The 18,302-nt window shown below is 62.5% G+C and carries 15 protein-coding genes; 9 read left to right on the top strand and 6 right to left on the bottom strand.

Annotation, left to right across the window (positions count from 1 at the left end):
- Window positions 1-76 precede the first annotated feature (76 nt).
- From ACRWA7_RS04735 to ACRWA7_RS04695, 9 genes are all read left to right on the top strand, one after another.
- On the top strand, window positions 77-1,201 hold the full coding sequence (locus tag ACRWA7_RS04735; protein WP_438390279.1) for a LacI family DNA-binding transcriptional regulator: 1,125 nt from the start codon (window positions 77-79) through the stop codon (window positions 1,199-1,201).
- Window positions 1,198-2,109, top strand: a complete 912-nt coding sequence (locus ACRWA7_RS04730) for a sugar phosphate isomerase/epimerase family protein (protein ID WP_438390278.1) — start codon at window positions 1,198-1,200, stop codon at window positions 2,107-2,109. The genes ACRWA7_RS04735 and ACRWA7_RS04730 overlap by 4 nt, the downstream gene beginning before the upstream one ends.
- A complete protein-coding gene (locus tag ACRWA7_RS04725; RefSeq protein WP_060819618.1) occupies window positions 2,106-2,861 on the top strand; it encodes an SDR family NAD(P)-dependent oxidoreductase in 756 nt (251 codons plus the stop codon). The genes ACRWA7_RS04730 and ACRWA7_RS04725 overlap by 4 nt, the downstream gene beginning before the upstream one ends.
- Before the next feature lie 65 nt (window positions 2,862-2,926).
- Window positions 2,927-3,673 carry an SDR family NAD(P)-dependent oxidoreductase gene (locus ACRWA7_RS04720; protein WP_438390277.1) on the top strand — a complete coding sequence of 249 codons (747 nt, stop codon included), beginning with the start codon at window positions 2,927-2,929 and terminating at the stop codon, window positions 3,671-3,673.
- Window positions 3,674-3,703: 30 nt separating this feature from the next.
- On the top strand, window positions 3,704-4,951 hold the full coding sequence (locus tag ACRWA7_RS04715; RefSeq protein ID WP_438390276.1) for a Tm-1-like ATP-binding domain-containing protein: 1,248 nt from the start codon (window positions 3,704-3,706) through the stop codon (window positions 4,949-4,951).
- Window positions 4,952-4,958: 7 nt separating this feature from the next.
- Entirely contained in the window at window positions 4,959-5,807 is an 849-nt protein-coding gene (locus tag ACRWA7_RS04710) for a phosphoenolpyruvate hydrolase family protein (RefSeq protein WP_438390275.1), read from the top strand.
- 42 nt (window positions 5,808-5,849) lie between these two features.
- Window positions 5,850-6,884 carry a Gfo/Idh/MocA family protein gene (locus ACRWA7_RS04705; RefSeq protein WP_438390274.1) on the top strand — a complete coding sequence of 345 codons (1,035 nt, stop codon included), beginning with the start codon at window positions 5,850-5,852 and terminating at the stop codon, window positions 6,882-6,884.
- Window positions 6,885-6,974: 90 nt separating this feature from the next.
- Window positions 6,975-7,976 carry a TRAP transporter substrate-binding protein gene (locus tag ACRWA7_RS04700; RefSeq protein WP_438390273.1) on the top strand — a complete coding sequence of 334 codons (1,002 nt, stop codon included), beginning with the start codon at window positions 6,975-6,977 and terminating at the stop codon, window positions 7,974-7,976.
- Between the two features lie 3 nt (window positions 7,977-7,979).
- Window positions 7,980-9,848, top strand: a complete 1,869-nt coding sequence (locus ACRWA7_RS04695; protein WP_438390272.1) for a TRAP transporter large permease — start codon at window positions 7,980-7,982, stop codon at window positions 9,846-9,848.
- A 57-nt stretch (window positions 9,849-9,905) separates the two neighbouring features.
- Here ACRWA7_RS04695 and ACRWA7_RS04690 read toward each other — a convergent pair whose 3' ends face one another.
- The 6 genes from ACRWA7_RS04690 to ACRWA7_RS04665 all read right to left on the bottom strand — a co-directional run bounded on the left by ACRWA7_RS04690 (window position 9,906) and on the right by ACRWA7_RS04665 (window position 18,138).
- Window positions 9,906-10,853 (bottom strand): hydroxymethylglutaryl-CoA lyase, encoded by a 948-nt coding sequence (locus ACRWA7_RS04690; protein WP_438390271.1) that lies wholly within the window; start codon window positions 10,851-10,853, stop codon window positions 9,906-9,908.
- Between the two features lie 17 nt (window positions 10,854-10,870).
- Window positions 10,871-12,256 (bottom strand): MFS transporter, encoded by a 1,386-nt coding sequence (locus tag ACRWA7_RS04685; protein ID WP_374728620.1) that lies wholly within the window; start codon window positions 12,254-12,256, stop codon window positions 10,871-10,873.
- A 111-nt stretch (window positions 12,257-12,367) separates the two neighbouring features.
- On the bottom strand, window positions 12,368-13,177 hold the full coding sequence (locus tag ACRWA7_RS04680) for an enoyl-CoA hydratase-related protein (RefSeq protein WP_438391053.1): 810 nt from the start codon (window positions 13,175-13,177) through the stop codon (window positions 12,368-12,370).
- 2 nt (window positions 13,178-13,179) lie between these two features.
- Window positions 13,180-14,361 (bottom strand): CaiB/BaiF CoA transferase family protein, encoded by a 1,182-nt coding sequence (locus ACRWA7_RS04675; RefSeq protein WP_438390270.1) that lies wholly within the window; start codon window positions 14,359-14,361, stop codon window positions 13,180-13,182.
- The gene (locus ACRWA7_RS04670) at window positions 14,354-16,084 is read right to left on the bottom strand and encodes a hydantoinase B/oxoprolinase family protein (protein WP_438390269.1); all 1,731 of its coding nucleotides are present in this window, start codon (window positions 16,082-16,084) and stop codon (window positions 14,354-14,356) included. Before ACRWA7_RS04670 ends, ACRWA7_RS04675 begins: the two co-directional genes overlap by 8 nt.
- A gap of 2 nt (window positions 16,085-16,086) precedes the next feature.
- Window positions 16,087-18,138 carry a hydantoinase/oxoprolinase family protein gene (locus ACRWA7_RS04665; RefSeq protein WP_438390268.1) on the bottom strand — a complete coding sequence of 684 codons (2,052 nt, stop codon included), beginning with the start codon at window positions 18,136-18,138 and terminating at the stop codon, window positions 16,087-16,089.
- Window positions 18,139-18,302: the final 164 nt, after the last annotated feature.

Here is an 18,302-nt window from a genome sequence, read left to right as displayed (position 1 = left end):
ACGTTCGCATTGGCGGGTTTACTTCCGCGGAAGCTTGGCTATATTGAGGATGTGAACGATCACATTGCGGGAAAAAATGAAATCAGAAGAAATCAATCGCGCGCCGACCTTAAAGGATGTCGGCAGACGGGCTGGCGTGTCGTACCAGACTGTTTCCCGCGTGATGAACGGCTCAGAGCGCGTGAGTCCTGCTACGCGGGATCTCGTTGTCGCTGCGGCGCAGCAGCTTGGTTTCAGGATGAACCGCGTGGCGGGCAGCCTGCGGACGAACCGGTCGCGCACCATCGGGCTGGTGATGTCGGATGTGGCCAACCTGTTCTTCGCGGAGGTCGTCGGCGGCGTTGAAGCCGAAGCGGCGCTGAATGATTACTCCGTGATTCTTGCGAACAGCGGCGAAGATCTCGAGCGTGAGCGCGAGGCGGTAATGGGGCTGATGGAGCGGCGTGTCGACGGCTTGATCGTTGCGCCCGCGGAAGGCGATCACGGTTATATGGAGCGTGATCTGCCGGAGCGGCTTCCGCTGGTGGCGATCAACCGCATGATCGACGAACCCGCTTGCGGCGCGGTGCTGAGCGACAACGAAGGCGGTGCGCGCCTTGCAGTGCAATATCTGCTCGAACGCGGCCACACGCGCATTGGTGCGCTGGCAGGCTCCCGAGGACTCATGACGTCGCGGGAACGGATTGCCGGCTTCAAGGCGACCTTGAAAGCCGCGCGCGTTCCCGTGCGGCGCGACTGGATACGGTTCGGTGGGCTTCAGGCCAACTCGACCTACGCCGCGGCGCTGGCCTTGCTCGATACCGATGACCGGCCAGGCGCATTGTTCGCCACCAGCAACACGATTGCCGAAGGCGTGCTGTTGGCAATGCGCGAACTGGGCCTTCAACGCAATAGCGACGTAGAAGTGATCTGCTTTGACGACGTGCCCTGGGCACGTCTTGTCGATCCGCCAATGCCCGTCATTGCTCAGGACACCCATCAAATTGGCCGGATCGCGGTTCGCATGCTGCTTGGACTGATCGGGCAGGATGGCTCGCGGCCGGAGATCGTCAGGCTGCCCACGCGCCTGATGACCAACGAGATTGTGTTGCCCGAGCGGGCATTGAAACCGTCGGCCGCTGGGGATGCAAAGCCTCGCAAACGTGAAAGGAGCGCGGCAAGCGTTAATGCGAAGACGCGCAGCACGGGAGAAGTGTCATGAGTCATTCTTCTGCCCTTTTGCATCCAGATCTTGCATTGAGTCCGGTGACGCTTGCTCCCTGTGCGTTCGAACAGGCATTCAAGCACACCGCGCATGCGGGCTTCAAGGGCATTGGCTTGCGCTACGATCAGTTCGAACAGTATCTGGCGCAAGGAGGAACGTTCGACGAGGTGCGTGGCTGGCTAAGCGAATACGGCCTGCGCATCGCCGAGGCCGCGTTTCTTGCCGAATGGCAATACCACGGCGGTCTGCCGCTCGTGAGCCGCCGGCAACGCAACGGCGGCGCTGACGAAACGCGCGAACGGCTGCTGCATCGCCTGCATGCGTTCCTTCGGCATTGCGAGCAGTTCGAATGCGCGAACGTGACCGCCGTTCCCGCCTTGCGTGAAACGGGCGAACTTGCGCTCGCCGCCGAGGAATTCGCGTCGCTGTGCGATCTGGCACGGCCCTACGGCGTGCGCCTGTGCCTCGAATTCATGGGAACGTCGCCGCAGATATCCACGCTGGCAAGCGCCACGGAACTCGTGAACCTCGCCAACCGGGCGAATGGCGGCGTGTTGATCGATACCTTCCTGTTCCACCAGGGCGGTTCGCTCGTAAGCGATATCGAACGGATCGCGCCCGAGCGGATCTTCAACGTGCAACTCGCCGATGCAAAAGACAAGCCAGCCGCGCAACTCGACATGCTCGCCGACCGTCTTTTCCCGGGCGAAGGCGTGGTCCCGGTCCAGGCAATCGTGAATGCGCTGATTGCGCGTGGCTACGACGGCTGGTGGACCGTCGAGCTATTCAACCCGGACTTTGCGCGCATCGATCCTGCTTCGCTTGCGGCACGCGCGGCGGCATCGGCGGCTGCTTTGTTCGACAACTCGCTAACCGGCAGAAGAATCGCAGGAGCCCGCGCATGAACTTCGATCTTCAAGGCGTGATGGTGACCGGCAGCGCGGGTGGTTTGGGCCGCGCGGTGGCGCTGGGCCTCGCCGCGCACGGCGTAAGCACCATTTGCGTGGATGCGAACCACGGAGGCCTCGCGCAGACCGCGAAAGAGGTCGAGGCGCTGGGCGCGCGCTGCCTGCCTGTCGCCGCCGATCTGGCGTCGGAGGCGTCGATTGCCAGCGTGTTCCAGCAGGCCGGCGATAGCGGCATCGCGCTCGACGGCATCGTTACCTGCGCCGGCATCACGAACAAGACGCGCGTGCTCGATCTGACTGTGAGCGAGTGGGATCGCGTCATGAACATCAATCTGCGCGGCACCTTTCTGTGCGTGCAGCAGGCGCTTCGCACAATGATACCGCACAAACGCGGACGCATTGTGACGGTGGCATCGGATACGGCGAAACGTGGCGCAGGCCGCCTGTCAACGTCTGCTTACGGTGCGTCCAAAGGAGGTGTGGTCACGCTGACACGTTCACTCGCACGCGAACTCGCGGTTCATCGCGGTGCGATTCGCGTGAACTGCCTGTGCCCCGGACCCATCTGGACGGACATGCACCTGGGCATGACTGAGCAGGAGCGCCAGACCGTCGAGAACTCGGTACTGATGGGCCGCTTCGCCCGGCCGGAGGAAATCGCCGCAGGCGTGTTGTTTCTGCTATCCGATGAAGCCTCGTTCGTCTACGGCGAAACATTGATGGTGGATGGCGGGGTGGTACTCGACTAACCACCTCACGGACGGGCATGTGCCTGGACGAGGATTACGCAACCGGTCATCAAGGAGAGAAGCAGATGGACACGTTCAAGGGGAAAGTCGCTGTTGTCACGGGTGCGGGACGCGGTATTGGTACTGTCATCGCGCGTTACCTGATTGCCGAGGGCGCGACTGTGTATGTCCCGGATCTCGACGACGAGCGCTCGCGCGAGGCTGCGAAGCAGCTAGGCGAAGCCGCGAGGCCGGCGACGCTGGACGTGACGTCCGCCACTCAGGTGAAGGCGTTCTTTCACCACGTTGACGAAGAGGCGGGGGGCGCGGATCTGCTGGTGAATTGCGCGGGCGGTTACGCGCCGCTCGTGCCGACGCTGAACATCACCGAAGCCGAATACGACCTCGTGATGGATTCCAACCTGAAGGGCACGTTCCTCTGCTGCCAAGCCGCGATTGCCTCGATGATCAAGCGCAGCGGCGGCGCGATCCTGAACTTCAGCTCGCTCGCCGGCAGGCAGACGAGCCCTGCGCTCGGTTCGCCCTATACCGCGGCGAAAGCGGGCGTGCTCGGACTCACGCGTCATCTGGCGAAGGAGTTCGGTGCGAACGGCGTGCGCGTCAATGCGGTGGCGCCTGGCACGACCGAAGGCGAACGCGTCGCGGGACTGCTCACGCAGGAAGATCGCGCGCGCCAACTGGCCGGCATACCGCTCGGCCGTTTCACCACGGCGGAAGATCTCGCGGACGTCGCGGTCTTTCTGCTCTCGGAACGCGCCCGCTACATCACGGGCGCGACCATCGACGTCAATGGCGGTGTGCTGACCATCTAGGCCGCTGGCCGCGATCGAGCGGAGGACATCATGCGCACGGTGTACGTTGTCGGAACCTGTGACACGAAGGGCGCCGAACTCGGGTTCGTGCGGGAACGGCTGCTCTCGGCAGGCGTGCCCGCATTGCTCGTGGACGTTGGTACGCTTGGTGCGCCGCGCGACGGCGTGCGGCCGGATATCGATGCAGGTACGGTCGCCGGATACCATCCGGACGGCGCGGCGGCGAGCAATGCGGTGGATCGGGGTACGGCCATCGCGGCAATGGGCTGCGCGCTGTCGCGATTCCTCGCGGGGCGGCAAGACGTAGGCGGCGTGATCGGCCTGGGCGGTTCGGGCAACACCGCGCTCGTCACCGAGGCGATGCGCGCGCAACCGGTGGGCTTGCCGAAAGTCATGGTATCGACGGTGGCCTCGGGCAACGTTGCGCCCTACGTGGGCACGAGCGATCTCATGCTGATGTATTCCGTGGTCGATATCGCGGGGCTGAACCGCATCAGCCGCGCGATTCTCTCGAACGCAGCGAGCGCAATGGCCGGCATGGTGAAGGGCGATGCATCCATGGGGAGCGCTGGCTCGGCCCTGGCAGTGAAGCCAACGCTTGGCATCACCATGTTCGGCGTGACCACGCGCGCGGTCGATTTATTGCGTGAGCGGTTGGACAGGCAATACGAGTGCCTCGTCTTTCACGCGACCGGCACGGGCGGCCAGTCGCTCGAAAAGCTGATCGATAGCGGCATGATCGAAGGTGCAATCGATCTCACCACCACGGAAGTGGCGGATTTTCTCGCAGGCGGCGTGTTTCCCTGTCTTGCTGACCGCTTCGGCGCGATTGCACGCACGAAAGTGCCGTACGTGGCTTCATGCGGCGCGCTCGACATGGTGAACTTCGGCGCGCCTGAAACGGTGCCCGCGCGTTACGCGCAACGCCTCTTCTACCGGCACAATCCGCAGGTCACGCTGATGCGTACATCGGTCGACGAGTGCCGGCGTATTGGCGAATGGATCGCACAACGGCTCAACCGCTGCGAAGGGCCTGTCAGGTTCTTGATTCCGGAGCGGGGTGTATCGGCCATTGACGCCGAGGGCATGCCCTTCTACGACCCCGACGCCGACCATGCATTGTTCGACGCCATAGAGGCCACGTTCCAGCCAACGCGGATGCGGCGCATCGAGCGCCTGCCGTTTCACATCAACGACGCCGCTTTCGCCGATGCCGCCGCCGCCGCGTATGCCGAGCTCGCCGGCACGCGGTCCAGATCCCACGACATGACGAGGTGAACAAGCCATGCCACGTTTCGAGAGAACCGCGTTGCTCGCACGTTATAGAGAGATGATCGCGCGGCGTGAGCCGATTGTCGGCGGCGGCGCGGGTACGGGCCTGTCGGCAAAATGCGAGGAAGCGGGCGGTATCGACCTGATTGTGATCTACAACTCGGGACGCTACCGGATGGCGGGACGGGGCTCGCTGGCGGGGCTGCTCGCGTATGGCAACGCGAATGACATTGTCAAGGACATGGCGCGCGAGGTCTTGCCGGTAGTCAAACATACGCCGGTGCTTGCCGGCGTGAACGGCACCGATCCGTTCGCCGACATGGACCGCTTGCTAGACGAACTCGCGCAGATGGGTTTCTCCGGAGTCCAGAATTTTCCGACCGTGGGTTTGATCGATGGCACCTTCCGGCAGAACCTGGAGGAAACAGGCATGAGCTACGCGCTTGAAGTGGAGATGATTCGCATGGCGCGGCGCAAGGACTTGCTGACCACGCCCTATGTGTTCAACGCGGACGACGCCGCGGCCATGGCTGAAGCAGGCGCCGACATCATCGTGGCGCATCTCGGGCTGACGAGCGGCGGCGCGATCGGCGCGAAGACCGGCGTGGCGCTCGAGGACTGTCCGGCGCTGATCGAGGCGTGGGCGCTGGCGGCGCGACAAGTGCGCGACGACATCATCGTGCTGTGTCATGGCGGCCCGATCTCGACGCCCGAAGATGCGGCTTATGTGCTGCGATCGTGCCCGTCGTGCCACGGCTTTTATGGCGCAAGTTCGATGGAGCGCCTGCCCACGGAAATTGCGCTGACGCAGCGAACGAAGGAATTCAAGGCGATTTCGCGCGATGGCGAACGTAGGGTTTAACGCATCGCGCTCAAGCTTGCGACGATCAACCAGGAGGCAGGGATGAGCCATGTGCCGGGTATTGCAGTGATCGGTTGCGGACGGATTTCGCGCTCGCATCTCGCAGCGGTGTCGTCGCAGCCGGAACTCGCCACGTTGATTGCGACCGTGGACAGCGACCTCCGTCTCGCGCAGGAAGCGGCGGCGCGCTACGGCGCGCAAGTCGCGCTCGACAGCGTGGAGCAGGCGCTCGCACGCAGCGATATCGACGCCGTGGTGATCTGCCTGCCCAATCATCTGCATGCGCCGGTGGCTACCCAGGCAGCGCGCGCCGGCAAGCACATCCTGGTTGAAAAGCCGATGGCCGATACCGCCCGGGACGCGCTCGAAATGGCTGCGGCCGCGCATGAGCATTGCGTGATCCTTGCTGTCGCGCAATGCAGGCGTCATTTCCGGGCGATCCGCTATCTGGCGGACCATCACGCGCAGTTCGGCCGGCTCATTTCCGCGCAGGTCAGCCTCGGCGTGTACTGGCCCGATGCGCAGGCCGAATGGTGGCGCGAAGCCGACAAGGCGAGCGGCCTGGTAGTAGCGCTAAACGGCCCTCATGTGCTTGATTTCGTGCAGATGGTCATGTGCGACGATCCGCTGCGGGTGCACGCGGAAGCTGTGCGCAACAACGACTTCTGGGCTGGCGAAGACGAAGCGATGATGCTGCTCGCCTATCCGGGCGGACGTCTTGCATCGGTACATCTGTCGTTCAATCAGCGGCCGGTCGAGAACCGCAAGGTGCTCGTGTTCGAACGCGGCACCGCCGTGGTCGAGCACGACACGCAACTGACTTTCAACGGCGACCTGCTGGTCGCGCAAGGCGATGACGAGAAGCGTCATTACCTCGACGAAGCAATCGAATTCCAGCGGCAGTTCCGCGAATTCGCGCTCGCCATGGCCGGGCAGCCGAACCATTCCGTCAACGCGGACGAAGGCATCAGGCTGATGCGCACGCTCGACGCGGTGCATCAGGCGTTTCGCAGCGGAGAAACCGTGGCGCTGCCGGGCGTGGTGAAGGACGCGCAATCGGCGGACGCAGTACCGTAGCGTCAAGCCAGTTTCATCGGCTAAAAAATAACGGAGACAAGCAGTATCGCCGGGCATACCGGCACAAGCAGGTAAAGGAGGGTGCGGATCATGGACAAGCCAGTTCGTCGTCTGGTGTTGAAAAGCGGCGCGGCGCTCTTTGCCGCGCCGCTGGTGGCGCGCTTTGCGCGCGCGGCGGAGTATCGGATCAAGATCGGCAGCGACACGCCGCCGGCCTATGCAATGAACGTGCGGATCAAGGAGGCCGCCGAGCGAATCAAGACGCGTACCAACGGACGCGTTGAAATGAACGTATTTCCGAACAGCCAGTTGGGCAGCGACATGCTCAACCAGGTTCATAGCGGTTCGCTGGATTTTTTCTTATCCTCGTCGCAACTGGCGGTGCCGCTCGTGCCCGCCTGTGCGTTGCCGGGGCTCGCCTATGGTCTCAAGGACACGCCCGCCGCCTTCAAGGCGCTCGACGGCGACGTGGGCGCTTATCTGCGCGGCCAGATGGAAAAAGTCGGGCTCTTTGCCATTCCGGCGATGATGCAGGGCGGCTGGCGGCAGATCATCAGCAACAAGCCGATCAAGTCGCCGGACGACCTGCAAGGCTTCAAGATCCGCGTGCCTATCAGCCCCATGTGGGTATCGCAATTCAAGGCGCTCGGCGCGAGCCCGACGCCCATCAGCATCAACGAACTCTACACGGCCTTGCAGACGAAAGTGGTGGATGGCGCGGAAAACTACCCGTCGCTTCTATACGCAATGAAGCTGTACGAGATCCAGAAATACCTCAGCATGACGAACCATATGTGGGACGGCTACTGGATTCTCGGCAACCAGCGCATGTGGGCGGCCATGCCGAAGGATTTGCAGGGCGTGATCACGGAAGAGTTCACGCGTTCCGTGCTGGCGCAGCGCGACGACATGGTGAAGGTGGATGCGGCCGTACCGGACCAGATGACCAAGGCGGGCATCACGATCATCAATCCCGATCGCGAGATGTTTCGCAACAAGCTCAAGCAGGCGGGTTACTACGCGGAATGGCGCGAGAAATTTGGCCTGCAAGCCTGGGCGTTGCTCGAAAAATATACCGGTCCGCTGGGGTGAGCCATGCGTATTGCCTTGACTGAAAACCGGCTCAAGCTGCAGCACTTGTTCGGAGCGCTGGAGCGTGGCCTCGTGCTGATTACCGAAGGCGTCGCCGGTTTGCTGGTGGCGGCCGAAATCGTGCTGCTTCTGATCGGCGTGGTGTCGCGTTATGTGTTTCATCATTCGCTGGTCTGGTCCGATTCGCTCGCCTCCCTGCTGTTTCTGTGGCTCGCAATGATGGGAGCAGTCGTCGCCTTCCAGCGCAACGAACATATGCGCATGGCCGCGTTTGTCCGGATGGCGCCGCCGGCGTGGCAGGCTTTCTGGCGCGCACTGGCGTTGATCGCGCCACTGGCTTTTCTCGTGCTCGTGTGCGGGGCAACGCTCGATTACGTGATCGACGAAGCCAATCTGACGGATCCGGCGCTCGATATCTCGAATGCGTGGCGCGCCGCTGCAATGCCCGCGGGCATCTGCCTGATGATGGCGAGTTCGCTGTTCCAGCTCGCCCGGCTGGAGCATTGGCGGCCGGTGCTTGCCGCTGTCGCGCTGACCGGCACGGTGGGCCTCGGCCTTTATCTGCTGCAACCCGTGCTGCTCGGAATCGGCAGTTGGAACCTCATCATCTTCTTTGTCGGCGTGGTGGGATTGTGCGTGTTTTCAGGCGTGCCGATCGCGTTCTCGTTCAGCCTTGCGTCGTTCGGGTATCTTGCCATCGCCACGCATCTGCCTTTGCTGGTGATGGCGAGCCGGATGGATCAGGGCATGTCGCAGATCGTGCTGCTCGCGGTGCCGCTCTTCGTGATCCTTGGCATGTTGATGGAAATGACCGGCATGGCGAAAGCGCTGGTGGCTTTTCTCGCCAACTTGCTGGGGCATATTCCGGGCGGTCTCTCGTATGTGCTCGTCGGCGCAATGTATCTGGTGTCGGGTATTTCCGGTTCCAAGTCGGCGGACATGGCGGCGCTGGCGCCGGTGCTGTATCCGGAGATGAAGGCGCGCGGCACGAAACCCGGCGAATTTGTCGCGCTGCTCTCGGCGACCGCCGCGCAAACCGAAACCATTCCGCCGAGCCTGGTGCTCATCATTCTTGGTTCTGTCACCAGTGTGTCGATTGGCGCGCTGTTCACAGGCGGCTTGCTGCCGGGCCTTGTGGTCGGACTGATGCTCTGCGCACTCGTCTGGTGGCGGCATCGCCATGCGCCGCGTGAAGAGGGGAGCACCGCCGTGCGGCCCACGCATCGCGAAGTGTTTCGCAGTTTCTGGATCGCGCTGCCGGCGCTTGCGTTGCCATTTGTGATCCGCCTTGCGGTGGTCGAGGGCGTGGCGACTGCAACGGAAGTATCGACGATCGGCATTGTCTATACCGTGCTCGCGGGGCTGCTGATCTACCGCCGTTTCGACATGCGCCGCGTCTGGCCGATCCTCGTGGGAACGGCCGCGCTGTCCGGCGCAATCCTCTTGATCATTGGCGCGGCGACGAGTATGGCGTGGTGCCTGACGCAATCCGGTTTCTCCGACAATCTCGCCAGTCTCTTCGGGCAATTGCCGGGCGGGAAGGCGACGTTCGTGATTGCGTCGATGGCGCTGTTCATCGTCCTCGGCAGCTTGCTCGAAGGCATTCCCGCGATCGTGCTGTTCGGCCCGCTGTTGTTCCCGATTGCTGAAACAGTCGGCGTGCACCCGGTGCATTACGCGATGATCGCCATTCTCGCGATGGGCATGGGACTCTTCGCGCCGCCGTTCGGCGTGGGGTATTACACGGCCTGCGCAATCAACCGGATCAATCCGGAAGACGGGATGAAACCGATGGTTGCCTACATGCTCGCGCTGGGATTCGGTTTGATTCTGGTCGCTGCAATACCGTGGATTTCGACTGGATTTCTTTAGCCTGCATTCGGCTACTTCCGGCGGCGGCAACCCGGTCGATGCCGCCGCCGCACCGCGTCACGCAAGCGCGTGGTATGCCTCCGTGTTTTCGGCGAATGTCTTCGGCAATCCCGCCCTCGCGATAGCGCCCACGAACGGTTCCCCCGGCAACCACGAGGCCACGAGTTCCCGAACGCCGAGCAGGGCGGTTATATCTATGCCCGTTTTCATCCCCTCGGATTCCAGCAGGAACACGGTATCCTCAGTGTTGATGTTGCCGGTGGCATTGGGCGCGAATGGGCAACCGCCAAGTCCGCCCAGCGACGAATCGAAACTGCGCACGCCGGCGTCGAGCGCGGCGTACACGTTTGCAAGCCCGAGGCCGCGCGTATCGTGGAAGTGGCAGGTCACGGAGCGATCGTCCGTCAGCGCAAGCACTTGCCGCATCATCTTGCGCACCTGCCCCGGGTTCGCATACCCGACCGTGTCCGCAATGGCAATGTGATCGGCGCCCGCTTTCAGCAGCGTCTCAACGATCCTGAGGACATGCGCTTCATCGACACGTCCGGCAATCGTGCATCCGAACGCAGTTGCCACACCCGCGCCAAGCTTGATATCGTGCCGTCCGGTTGCGTCGCGTGCGGCGACGATGTTGCTGAAGTCATCGACGGATTGCGCCGTGCTGCGCCGAACGTTCTTCAGGTTGTGCTCATTACTCGCCGATAAAACGTAGTGCGCGTTCTTCAGGCCGGTATCGAAAGCGCGTTGGGCGCCTTTCAGGTTCGGCACCAGGGCGGAAGCACGCAATCCTTCGATCTTCAACGCCCCGCGCGCGACTTCGTCTGAATCGGCGAACTGCGGCACGATCTTGGGCGGCACGAACGACGTTACCTCGATGTCCGCGCAACCTGCCGCGACCATCCGTCTGCACCATTCCAGTTTCCGTTCCGTGCCGAGAATGGTCTTCACCATCTGCAAGCCGTCACGCAATCCGACTTCCGTGACCTGGACGTAGCTATCGTTCATATTGGTTCCTGTTTGCTTTACTGGATTGCCGCGTTCGCCGAATGCCCTGCGTCGGCTTCGGGCTCGTCGCCGGACTTGGCCTGCATCGCGCGGGTCTGTGGCGCAAACAGGATCACCGCCAGCGATCCAATCACCATCAGCAATGCAATTGCGCCGAGTCCGCCGACCATGCTGCCGGTCATTGTCTTGATCGAACCGATGATCATCGGGCTGACGAATCCGCCGAGCAAGCCGACGCAATTGATGATCGCAACGCCGCCTGCTGCGCCGCTGCCACGGATGTAATCAGTGGAGATCGCCCAGATCAGCGGATTGGGTGCGAGGATGCCAGCCGTCGCCACGGAAAGTGCTATCAGCGACAACGCGAGGTTCCCTGCCAGAAGACTCGCCGCGACAAGACCAATAGCGCCCGCGATCATTGCGCCACCGCAATGCCAGCGGCGCTCCATGGTGCGATCCGAGTGGCGGTTCAACAGGATCAGCGCGACCCAGCTAACGAAGTACGGAATGGCCGAGTAACCGCCGATTGCCAGCGGATTCGATACACCCGAGTTCTTGATCAGCGTAGGCAGCCAGAAGCCGATTGCAAACACGCCGGCAATCTGCGAGAACCACACGAAGCCCATCAGGTACACGCGCGGATCACGCAGGGCGCGAGCAAAGGTATGTTCCGCGTGACCGCTGCCGAAGCTCGAACTCTTGCGAAGATCGTCCACGATCATCTTCTTTTCCGGCGCTGTGAGCCACTTCGCTTCTTCGGGACTATTGTCCAGATAGAAATACGCGGCCACGCCGAGCACGCTTGCCGGCAATCCCTGGACGATGAACATCCATTGCCATCCGTGCATGCCGTGAAAGCCGTTCATGTGTGTGACGAGCCAGCCGGACATCGGGCCGCCGAAGAGACCGGCAATGCCCGTTGCGCACGTGAAGATGGCGATGACCTTGGCGCGGCGCTCGACCGGATACCAGCGTGTCAGGTAGAAAATCACGCCGGGATAAAGGCCTGCTTCCGACAGGCCGAGCAGGAAGCGCACGCTGTAAAGATGCACGGGCAAGGTAACGAACGCGGTTGCCGCGGCAACGATGCCCCAGAGAATCATGATGCGCGAGAACGTCTTTTTTACGCCAATGCGCGCAAGGAGCAGGTTGCTCGGCACTTCCATGAGTACGTAGCCGAGAAAAAAGATGCCTGCGCCAATGCTGTACGTCAGGTCGCTAAATCCGACGTCCTGCTTCATGTCGAGTTGCGCGATCCCGATGTTGATGCGATCGAGAAACGCAAACACGTAGCAAAGAAACAGGAATGGGATCAGCCTGCGGGTGATTTTCGCGTAGGCGCGGTCTGCGTCATATGCCGGCGCAGAAGGCATAACCGATGTATCCGGTGTAACGGGGCTCATGATGCGTGTCTCCTCCAGTATTTGGCCGGACGATCGACGCCGTCCGTTCCAGTTTGCTGCGTGACTGCGTGTGTGTTTGTTGCTCGCCGTTGTTATCGCTATCGGTTACGGCTATCGGCCCTTGAACTTCGGTTGCCGTTTTTCGTTGTATGCGCTGATGCCCTCCAGCCGGTCCTCGGTTGGAATCAGCCGGTTATAGGCTTCGATCTCCACATACAGCCCCGTGCGAAGGTCGGCCTGCATGCCAAGGTCGATTGCCTTCTTTGCCTGGGTCACCGAAAGCGGCGCGCTCGTGCAGATGTCGCGTGCTGCATTCAATGCTTCCGGCAGGACCTCGCGTGCATCGCAGAGCTTGTTGACCACGCCCCACGTAAGCGCTTCTTCTGCTGAAAACCGCGCGCCGCGAAAGATGAGTTCCTTCGCGCGCCGCGCGCCGATAGTACGTGGCAACTGCTGCGTGCCGCCGCCGCCCGGCATGATGCCGCGCTTGACTTCGGTAAAACCGAACACCGCATTCTTCGATGCGTACGCAAAGTCGCAAGCCAGCATCAGTTCAAGTCCGCCCGCAACCGCCGAACCGTTCGCCGCGCAGATAAGCGGGACCTGACAGTTCGTGAGCGCGCGGTTCATGCGCTCGAACAGATAATGCTGGCGGCCGAATTGTTCGTCGGTCATGCCTTCGCGTTGCTTCAGATCCGCGCCGCCACAAAAGGTACGCTCGCCCGCCGCCGTCAGGACGACGCATCGGTAGAGCTCAGGATCGAGCTCCATGGCGCCGAACACGCGGATCAGTTCGCGTCCCATCTGGGTGCTGATGGCATTCGATACTTCCGGCCGGTTCAGCCGGACAATGAGAATTTCGGAATCGACTTCTTCGAGCTGCAACGTAGTGAGGGCGTCCGTGCCCAGATATTCGTTGATCTTCACAGTGTTTCCTGAGAGGTTGTGTCGAGCAGATGATTGTGTTCGCCAAGCCCCGGCGCCCGGCCAATATTGCCAGGGCGCACTCCCCCAAACGATATGGGCAGGCCGACCACGGTGGCCGCATCGTCCGAGGTGCGCCTGAGGATATCGAGCGCCTGCGTCTGTTCGTGGCCAACCACCTGATCGATGCTCTGTATCGGGCCGCAGGGAATGCCGGCGGTATCGAGCGTATCGAGCCAGTACGACGCGGGCTTCGCGCGAAAAGCTTCCTGCAGCAATTCGATCAGTGCAACGCGATTGCTTACGCGCGCGCCGTTCGTGATGAAACGGGAATCGTCGGCGAGCGCGGGAACGCCAAGCACCGCGCAGAGCTTGCGAAACAGGCCGTCGTTGCCGACCGCGACCATGATGGTCGCGTCGGCGCAGTCGAACGCCTGATGCGGGACAATGCCGGCGGTGCCGGAACCCCATCGTCCGGGCAATGCGCCACAGGCGAGGTAATCGGCGATCTGCATGCCGCCCCAACTAAGCGCCGTTTCGTATAGCGAGACATCCACGAGTTCGCCCGCGCCGGTCAACTGCCGCCGAAAGAGCGCGGCCAGCACGCCGACGGCGGCCCAGAGCCCCGTGCCCATGTCGTTGATCGATACCGGGATGCGGCTCGCCGGTTGGCCAGGACCGCCCATGAAACTCATCAATCCACCCAGCGCCTGCACCAGCGGATCGTAGCCGGGCTTCTCGCGCAGCGGTCCCACTGTGCCGAACGCGCCCAGGTTGCAGTAGACGAGCGAAGGTTTGTCGGCCATCAGTTGCGCCGCGCCGAGACCGTACTTTTCAACGCCGCCTGCTCTCAGGTTTTGCAGTACGACATCCGCGCGCCGCTCGATCAGGCCCTTCAGCAACGTCACTTCCTCCGGGTTGCTCAGCGACATCGAGATACTCGACTTGCCGTGGTTGATCGCGTGGAAGAGGGCGGCGGCGCCGTCGATGAAAGGAGGACCCCAGTCGCGCGCGTAGTCCCCTTTTCCGGCGTTCTCGATCTTGATCACCTGCGCGCCGAGCGAGCCGAGGATCATGCCCGCGTAAGGCGCGGCGAGACTGTGGCCAATCTCGACCACGCAGATTCCGGCAAGCGGCAAGGGCTTGTGCTGCCTGGTTTGCACAGTAACGTCCTCACTCATGCGCGACAGCCAGCGCCGGCGTGTCTTCAGGCTCGACGTTGTACAGCCGTCGCGCGGCGTCCGCGCTGATGTAGCCGTCGGCAATGTCGCCGATAACCCGTTCGCGCTCGCGCTCGAGCGGATCGCCGTAACCGCCGCTGCCCGCGGGCTGCACGATCACACGCTCGCCGCGCCGGACCACGGTCTGGCCGCCCTTGGCCGCAACAGTCGTGGTGGTGCCATCGGTTTTCTCGACGCTGCAAAGAAACGGCGTTCCCGCAAGACCGCCGAAATGGCCTTCGGGCGCGGAGCGGCCACGTTCGCCCGAGACGGTGAAGGTGGCTTCGTCGTAGTCGACGCGATACACCCGGCGCGAGGTCAATCCGCCCCGATACCGCCCAGCGCCTCCCGTGTCCGCCACGAGGGACCATTCTTCGAGCAGGAGCGGCGAGCTGCGTTCGATCATCTCCACCGACTGACTGCCCGCATTGCCCACATAGACGCGAATGCCGCTCACGCCGTCCTTGTCCGCGCGTGCGCCCATGCCGCCGGCGTGGACGTCGTGCATGGTGACGAATGCTTGTCCCGTTTGCTCGACGCGCGCGGCGTTCGTATCGCGTCCGCTGAAAATGCCGGCGCAGGACGCACAGTTGCTCTGCCCGACAATGCGCTCCGGAATCGCGGGCGCAAGCGCCTTCAACAGCAGATCGATCACGCGTGGCGATGTTTCGGTGTTACCCGACACGACCGAGGCCGGATACTGGCAGTTCAACACGCTTCCTTCAGGCGCGACGATCGTGACCGGCCTGTAGCAACCCTGATTGATTGGAATGCTGATGTCGGTGATTGCCTTGACGGTGAACCACGTGCTGTTGCACGTCACCGACAATGGGCAGTTGATGCCGCCGCGCACTTGCGCGCCGGTGCCCGTATAGTCGAACGTCATGTGGTCGTCGGCAACCGTGATCTTGACTTTCAGCAGCGGGCGCTCCTGCTTCCAGCCATGCGCCTCTATAGGATCGAGATATTCCTCCGCTTCGTAAATTCCGTTCGGAATCCTGCCAATGGCCGCGCGGATCAGTTTTTCGGAATGGTCGAGGCTCTGGCTCATGGCGGCACGCAGATCGGCAACGCCGTATTTGTCGACGAGATCGACAAGACGGCGCTCGCCCACGAACGTACCTGCGTACTGCGCCTGGATGTCGAGCAGCAATTCGTGCGAATTGCGGCTGTTGCGGCTCAGGATTTCCAGCACGTCACGCACCGGCTTGTCGTCGCGATACAAGCGCACGGGCGGAATGCGGATGCCTTCTGCGAATACATCCCACGTGGTGACCGTATAACTGCCCGGCGACTGGCCGCCAATGTCCGTCCAGTGGCCGCGGGTCATGACAAACGCGACGATCTCCTCGCCCACGAACACCGGCCGCGTGAACTGCACGTCGGGCTGGTGATTGCCGCCGCCCACATACGCGTCGTTGCTCACGATCACGTCGCCGGGGCGAAGATTTTCGCGGCCGATCGCTTCAACGGAAACGCGCGTGGAGATGACGGCGGAGCCGAGCATCGTGGGAATGTCGTTGCCCTGGGCCACGAGTTGCATCTCGGCGTCGAAGATCGCGGCGGACGAATCGCCGCTTGCGTGCATGAGCGGGCTGCCGGCGGTGCGCATCATCGCGATCTTCATTTCACGCGCGATGGCAAAAAGACTGCTGCGAATAATTTCGTAGGTAACGATATCCATGTTCAGGCCGCCAGTTCGATCACAAGGTTCAGGGCTTCATCCACAACAGCGTTCTGCGCCGTTTTCAGCACCGCGCAACTGCTGTGCTCCTCAATGACAGCAGGCCCCTCCACGCGCGCGCCGACCACAAGCGCGCTGCGCTGATAGACGGGCAGGGCGTGCTTCGCGCCATCGAAATAGACTTCGCGCGTGGCCTTCGGTTCGGGTCCGGACGCCGCGGCCTTGGCGGATTGAGCAACCCCGCCGCGCCAGCCGGTTTGCGTGACGATCTGCATGCGCAGGTTCGCGACGACGATGGGCTTGTCGGCGCTCACGAAATTCCACAGGCGTTGATGCGCCGCTTCGAAACCGCCCGCGAGCGCGTGGCACAAGCCTTCGGCATGACCCTGCACTTCGACGGTGATGACATCGGGTTGCCCGGCATAGCGGCAATCCGCAAGACGCACGATACGAGCGCTTTCAGGATCGACGTCGAGCCTGCGCAGCTCGGTTGCACCGAGTTCGAGGAGTTCGGAGAATTGCGAGAAAAGCGTGGTGTCGTCGAGATGATCGAGGTCTCGTTCAACCGGGCGCTGATAGTCGTATTGCTGATCTGCGACCGTCATGCCGAACGCGCTGAATAAACCCGGAAGCGGAGGAATCACCACGCGGCGAATGCCCATTTGCTGCGCGAGATCCAGTGCGTGGACCGGACCCGCGCCGCCGTAGCAGATATAAGAGAACTCGCGCGGATCGTAGCCGCGCTCGACCGTCATGATGCGAATGGCTTGCGCCATCAGCGCGTTGGCAACGGAGCGCACCGTCTGCGCCGCTTCGAGCACGCTCATGCCGAGCGGCTTCGCTACGCGTTCTTCCACCACACGATACGCGGCCTTTGCATCGAGCCTGAATTCGCCGCCAAGAAAGCTTTCCGGATCGATGTAACCCAACACGAGATTGCAGTCCGTCACAGTGGCGCGCTCCCCGCCACGGCCGTAGCAGGCCGGTCCTGGATCGGCGCCCGCGCTCTCCGGTCCAATGCGCACGCCGCCGCCTGCATCGATCCATACGATCGAGCCACCGCCCGCGCCGACCGAATCGATGTCGATACTCGGGCTTCGCACCGCGTACGTATGCAGCAGGCTCTTGTTGCGCAGTTCAGGCCGGAACTCGCGGATGAGCGAGACATCGAACGTGGTGCCGCCCATGTCGCCCAGAATCGCATTGCGAAGGCCGCTTTTTTCGCAACTGCGAATGGCCGCGCTGACGCCGCCGGCGGGACCGGATTCGAGCAATACGATAGGCCGGTCCGCAACCACCGCCGTGCTCGCGAGGCCACCGTTCGACTGCATGAAGAGCAGCTTGCCGTTGAAGCCGAGATCGCCGAGAGCGTGGCCGAGACGCTCGATGTATCGCCCGCAAACGGGCCCGAGCATGGCGTTGATGACGGTCGAACTCGTGCGCTCGTACTCCATGACTTCGGGATTGACGTCGTGCGATGCACAGATGAACCGGTCCGGCAGCAGCCGCCGCAATGTCTCGACGGCTTCGCGTTCGTGCTGCGGATTCACGTGTGCATGCAGGAAGGAAACTGCGACCGCTTCCACGTCGGAGTCGCGGATCATGGCGGCCAGATCGTTCAGTTCGCTGCGCTGCAACGGTGCCTCGATGCGTCCTTCGAACGTCATGCGCTCGGTGACTTCCAGGCGCCAGCGGCGTTCAACGAGTGGACGCGGGTTATCGAACAAGAGGTCGTAGAGATCGGCCCGGTCATGCCGCGATACACGCCGCAATTCGAGGATGTCGCGAAAGCCGCGCGTGGTGATCAACGCGGTCTTCGCGCCCGTTCCTTCAACGACCATGTTGGTCGCCATGGTCGTGCCGTGCCCGAGAAACGACACGTCCGCGCTTGTCGAGCCCGATATCTCCAGGATGCGCCGGTAGCCTTCCATCGCGCCGACAACCCGGTCGCGGGGTGTGGTCGGGACCTTTGTCGACCAGACCTGGCCGCTTGCATCGTCCACCATGACAACGTCGGTGAAGGTGCCTCCCACGTCGATTCCAATTCTTCTCACGCTGTCTCATCTCCACGGTTGCGGGTTTCGTGGCGCGGCGTTTGATCGGCTATGATCGAACGCCCGCCGTCATGCCCTGCTCATTGAATGGGATGAGTGTAGAGAGCTGCGGCGCGCACAGATAATGAAACCTTCCGATCACGTGAGACTGTGGAGTTATATCG

It is taken from the genome of Caballeronia sp. DA-9 (assembly GCF_051615025.1).
Taxonomy (GTDB): domain Bacteria; phylum Pseudomonadota; class Gammaproteobacteria; order Burkholderiales; family Burkholderiaceae; genus Caballeronia; species Caballeronia sordidicola.
Note: the sequence above shows the minus strand (reverse complement) of the source record. Positions and strands in the feature narration are given on the sequence as shown.

Coding starts and splice junctions, on each gene's coding strand:
- ACRWA7_RS04700 (WP_438390273.1), top strand. CDS start 6,975: ATGGACAAGCCAGTTCGTCGTCTGGTGTTGAAAAGCGGCGCGGCGCTC.
- ACRWA7_RS04690 (WP_438390271.1), bottom strand. CDS start 10,853: ATGAACGATAGCTACGTCCAGGTCACGGAAGTCGGATTGCGTGACGGC.
- ACRWA7_RS04670 (WP_438390269.1), bottom strand. CDS start 16,084: ATGGATATCGTTACCTACGAAATTATTCGCAGCAGTCTTTTTGCCATC.
- ACRWA7_RS04685 (WP_374728620.1), bottom strand. CDS start 12,256: ATGAGCCCCGTTACACCGGATACATCGGTTATGCCTTCTGCGCCGGCA.
- ACRWA7_RS04720 (WP_438390277.1), top strand. CDS start 2,927: ATGGACACGTTCAAGGGGAAAGTCGCTGTTGTCACGGGTGCGGGACGC.
- ACRWA7_RS04715 (WP_438390276.1), top strand. CDS start 3,704: ATGCGCACGGTGTACGTTGTCGGAACCTGTGACACGAAGGGCGCCGAA.
- ACRWA7_RS04735 (WP_438390279.1), top strand. CDS start 77: ATGAAATCAGAAGAAATCAATCGCGCGCCGACCTTAAAGGATGTCGGC.
- ACRWA7_RS04730 (WP_438390278.1), top strand. CDS start 1,198: ATGAGTCATTCTTCTGCCCTTTTGCATCCAGATCTTGCATTGAGTCCG.
- ACRWA7_RS04695 (WP_438390272.1), top strand. CDS start 7,980: ATGCGTATTGCCTTGACTGAAAACCGGCTCAAGCTGCAGCACTTGTTC.
- ACRWA7_RS04705 (WP_438390274.1), top strand. CDS start 5,850: ATGAGCCATGTGCCGGGTATTGCAGTGATCGGTTGCGGACGGATTTCG.
- ACRWA7_RS04710 (WP_438390275.1), top strand. CDS start 4,959: ATGCCACGTTTCGAGAGAACCGCGTTGCTCGCACGTTATAGAGAGATG.
- ACRWA7_RS04725 (WP_060819618.1), top strand. CDS start 2,106: ATGAACTTCGATCTTCAAGGCGTGATGGTGACCGGCAGCGCGGGTGGT.
- ACRWA7_RS04675 (WP_438390270.1), bottom strand. CDS start 14,361: ATGAGTGAGGACGTTACTGTGCAAACCAGGCAGCACAAGCCCTTGCCG.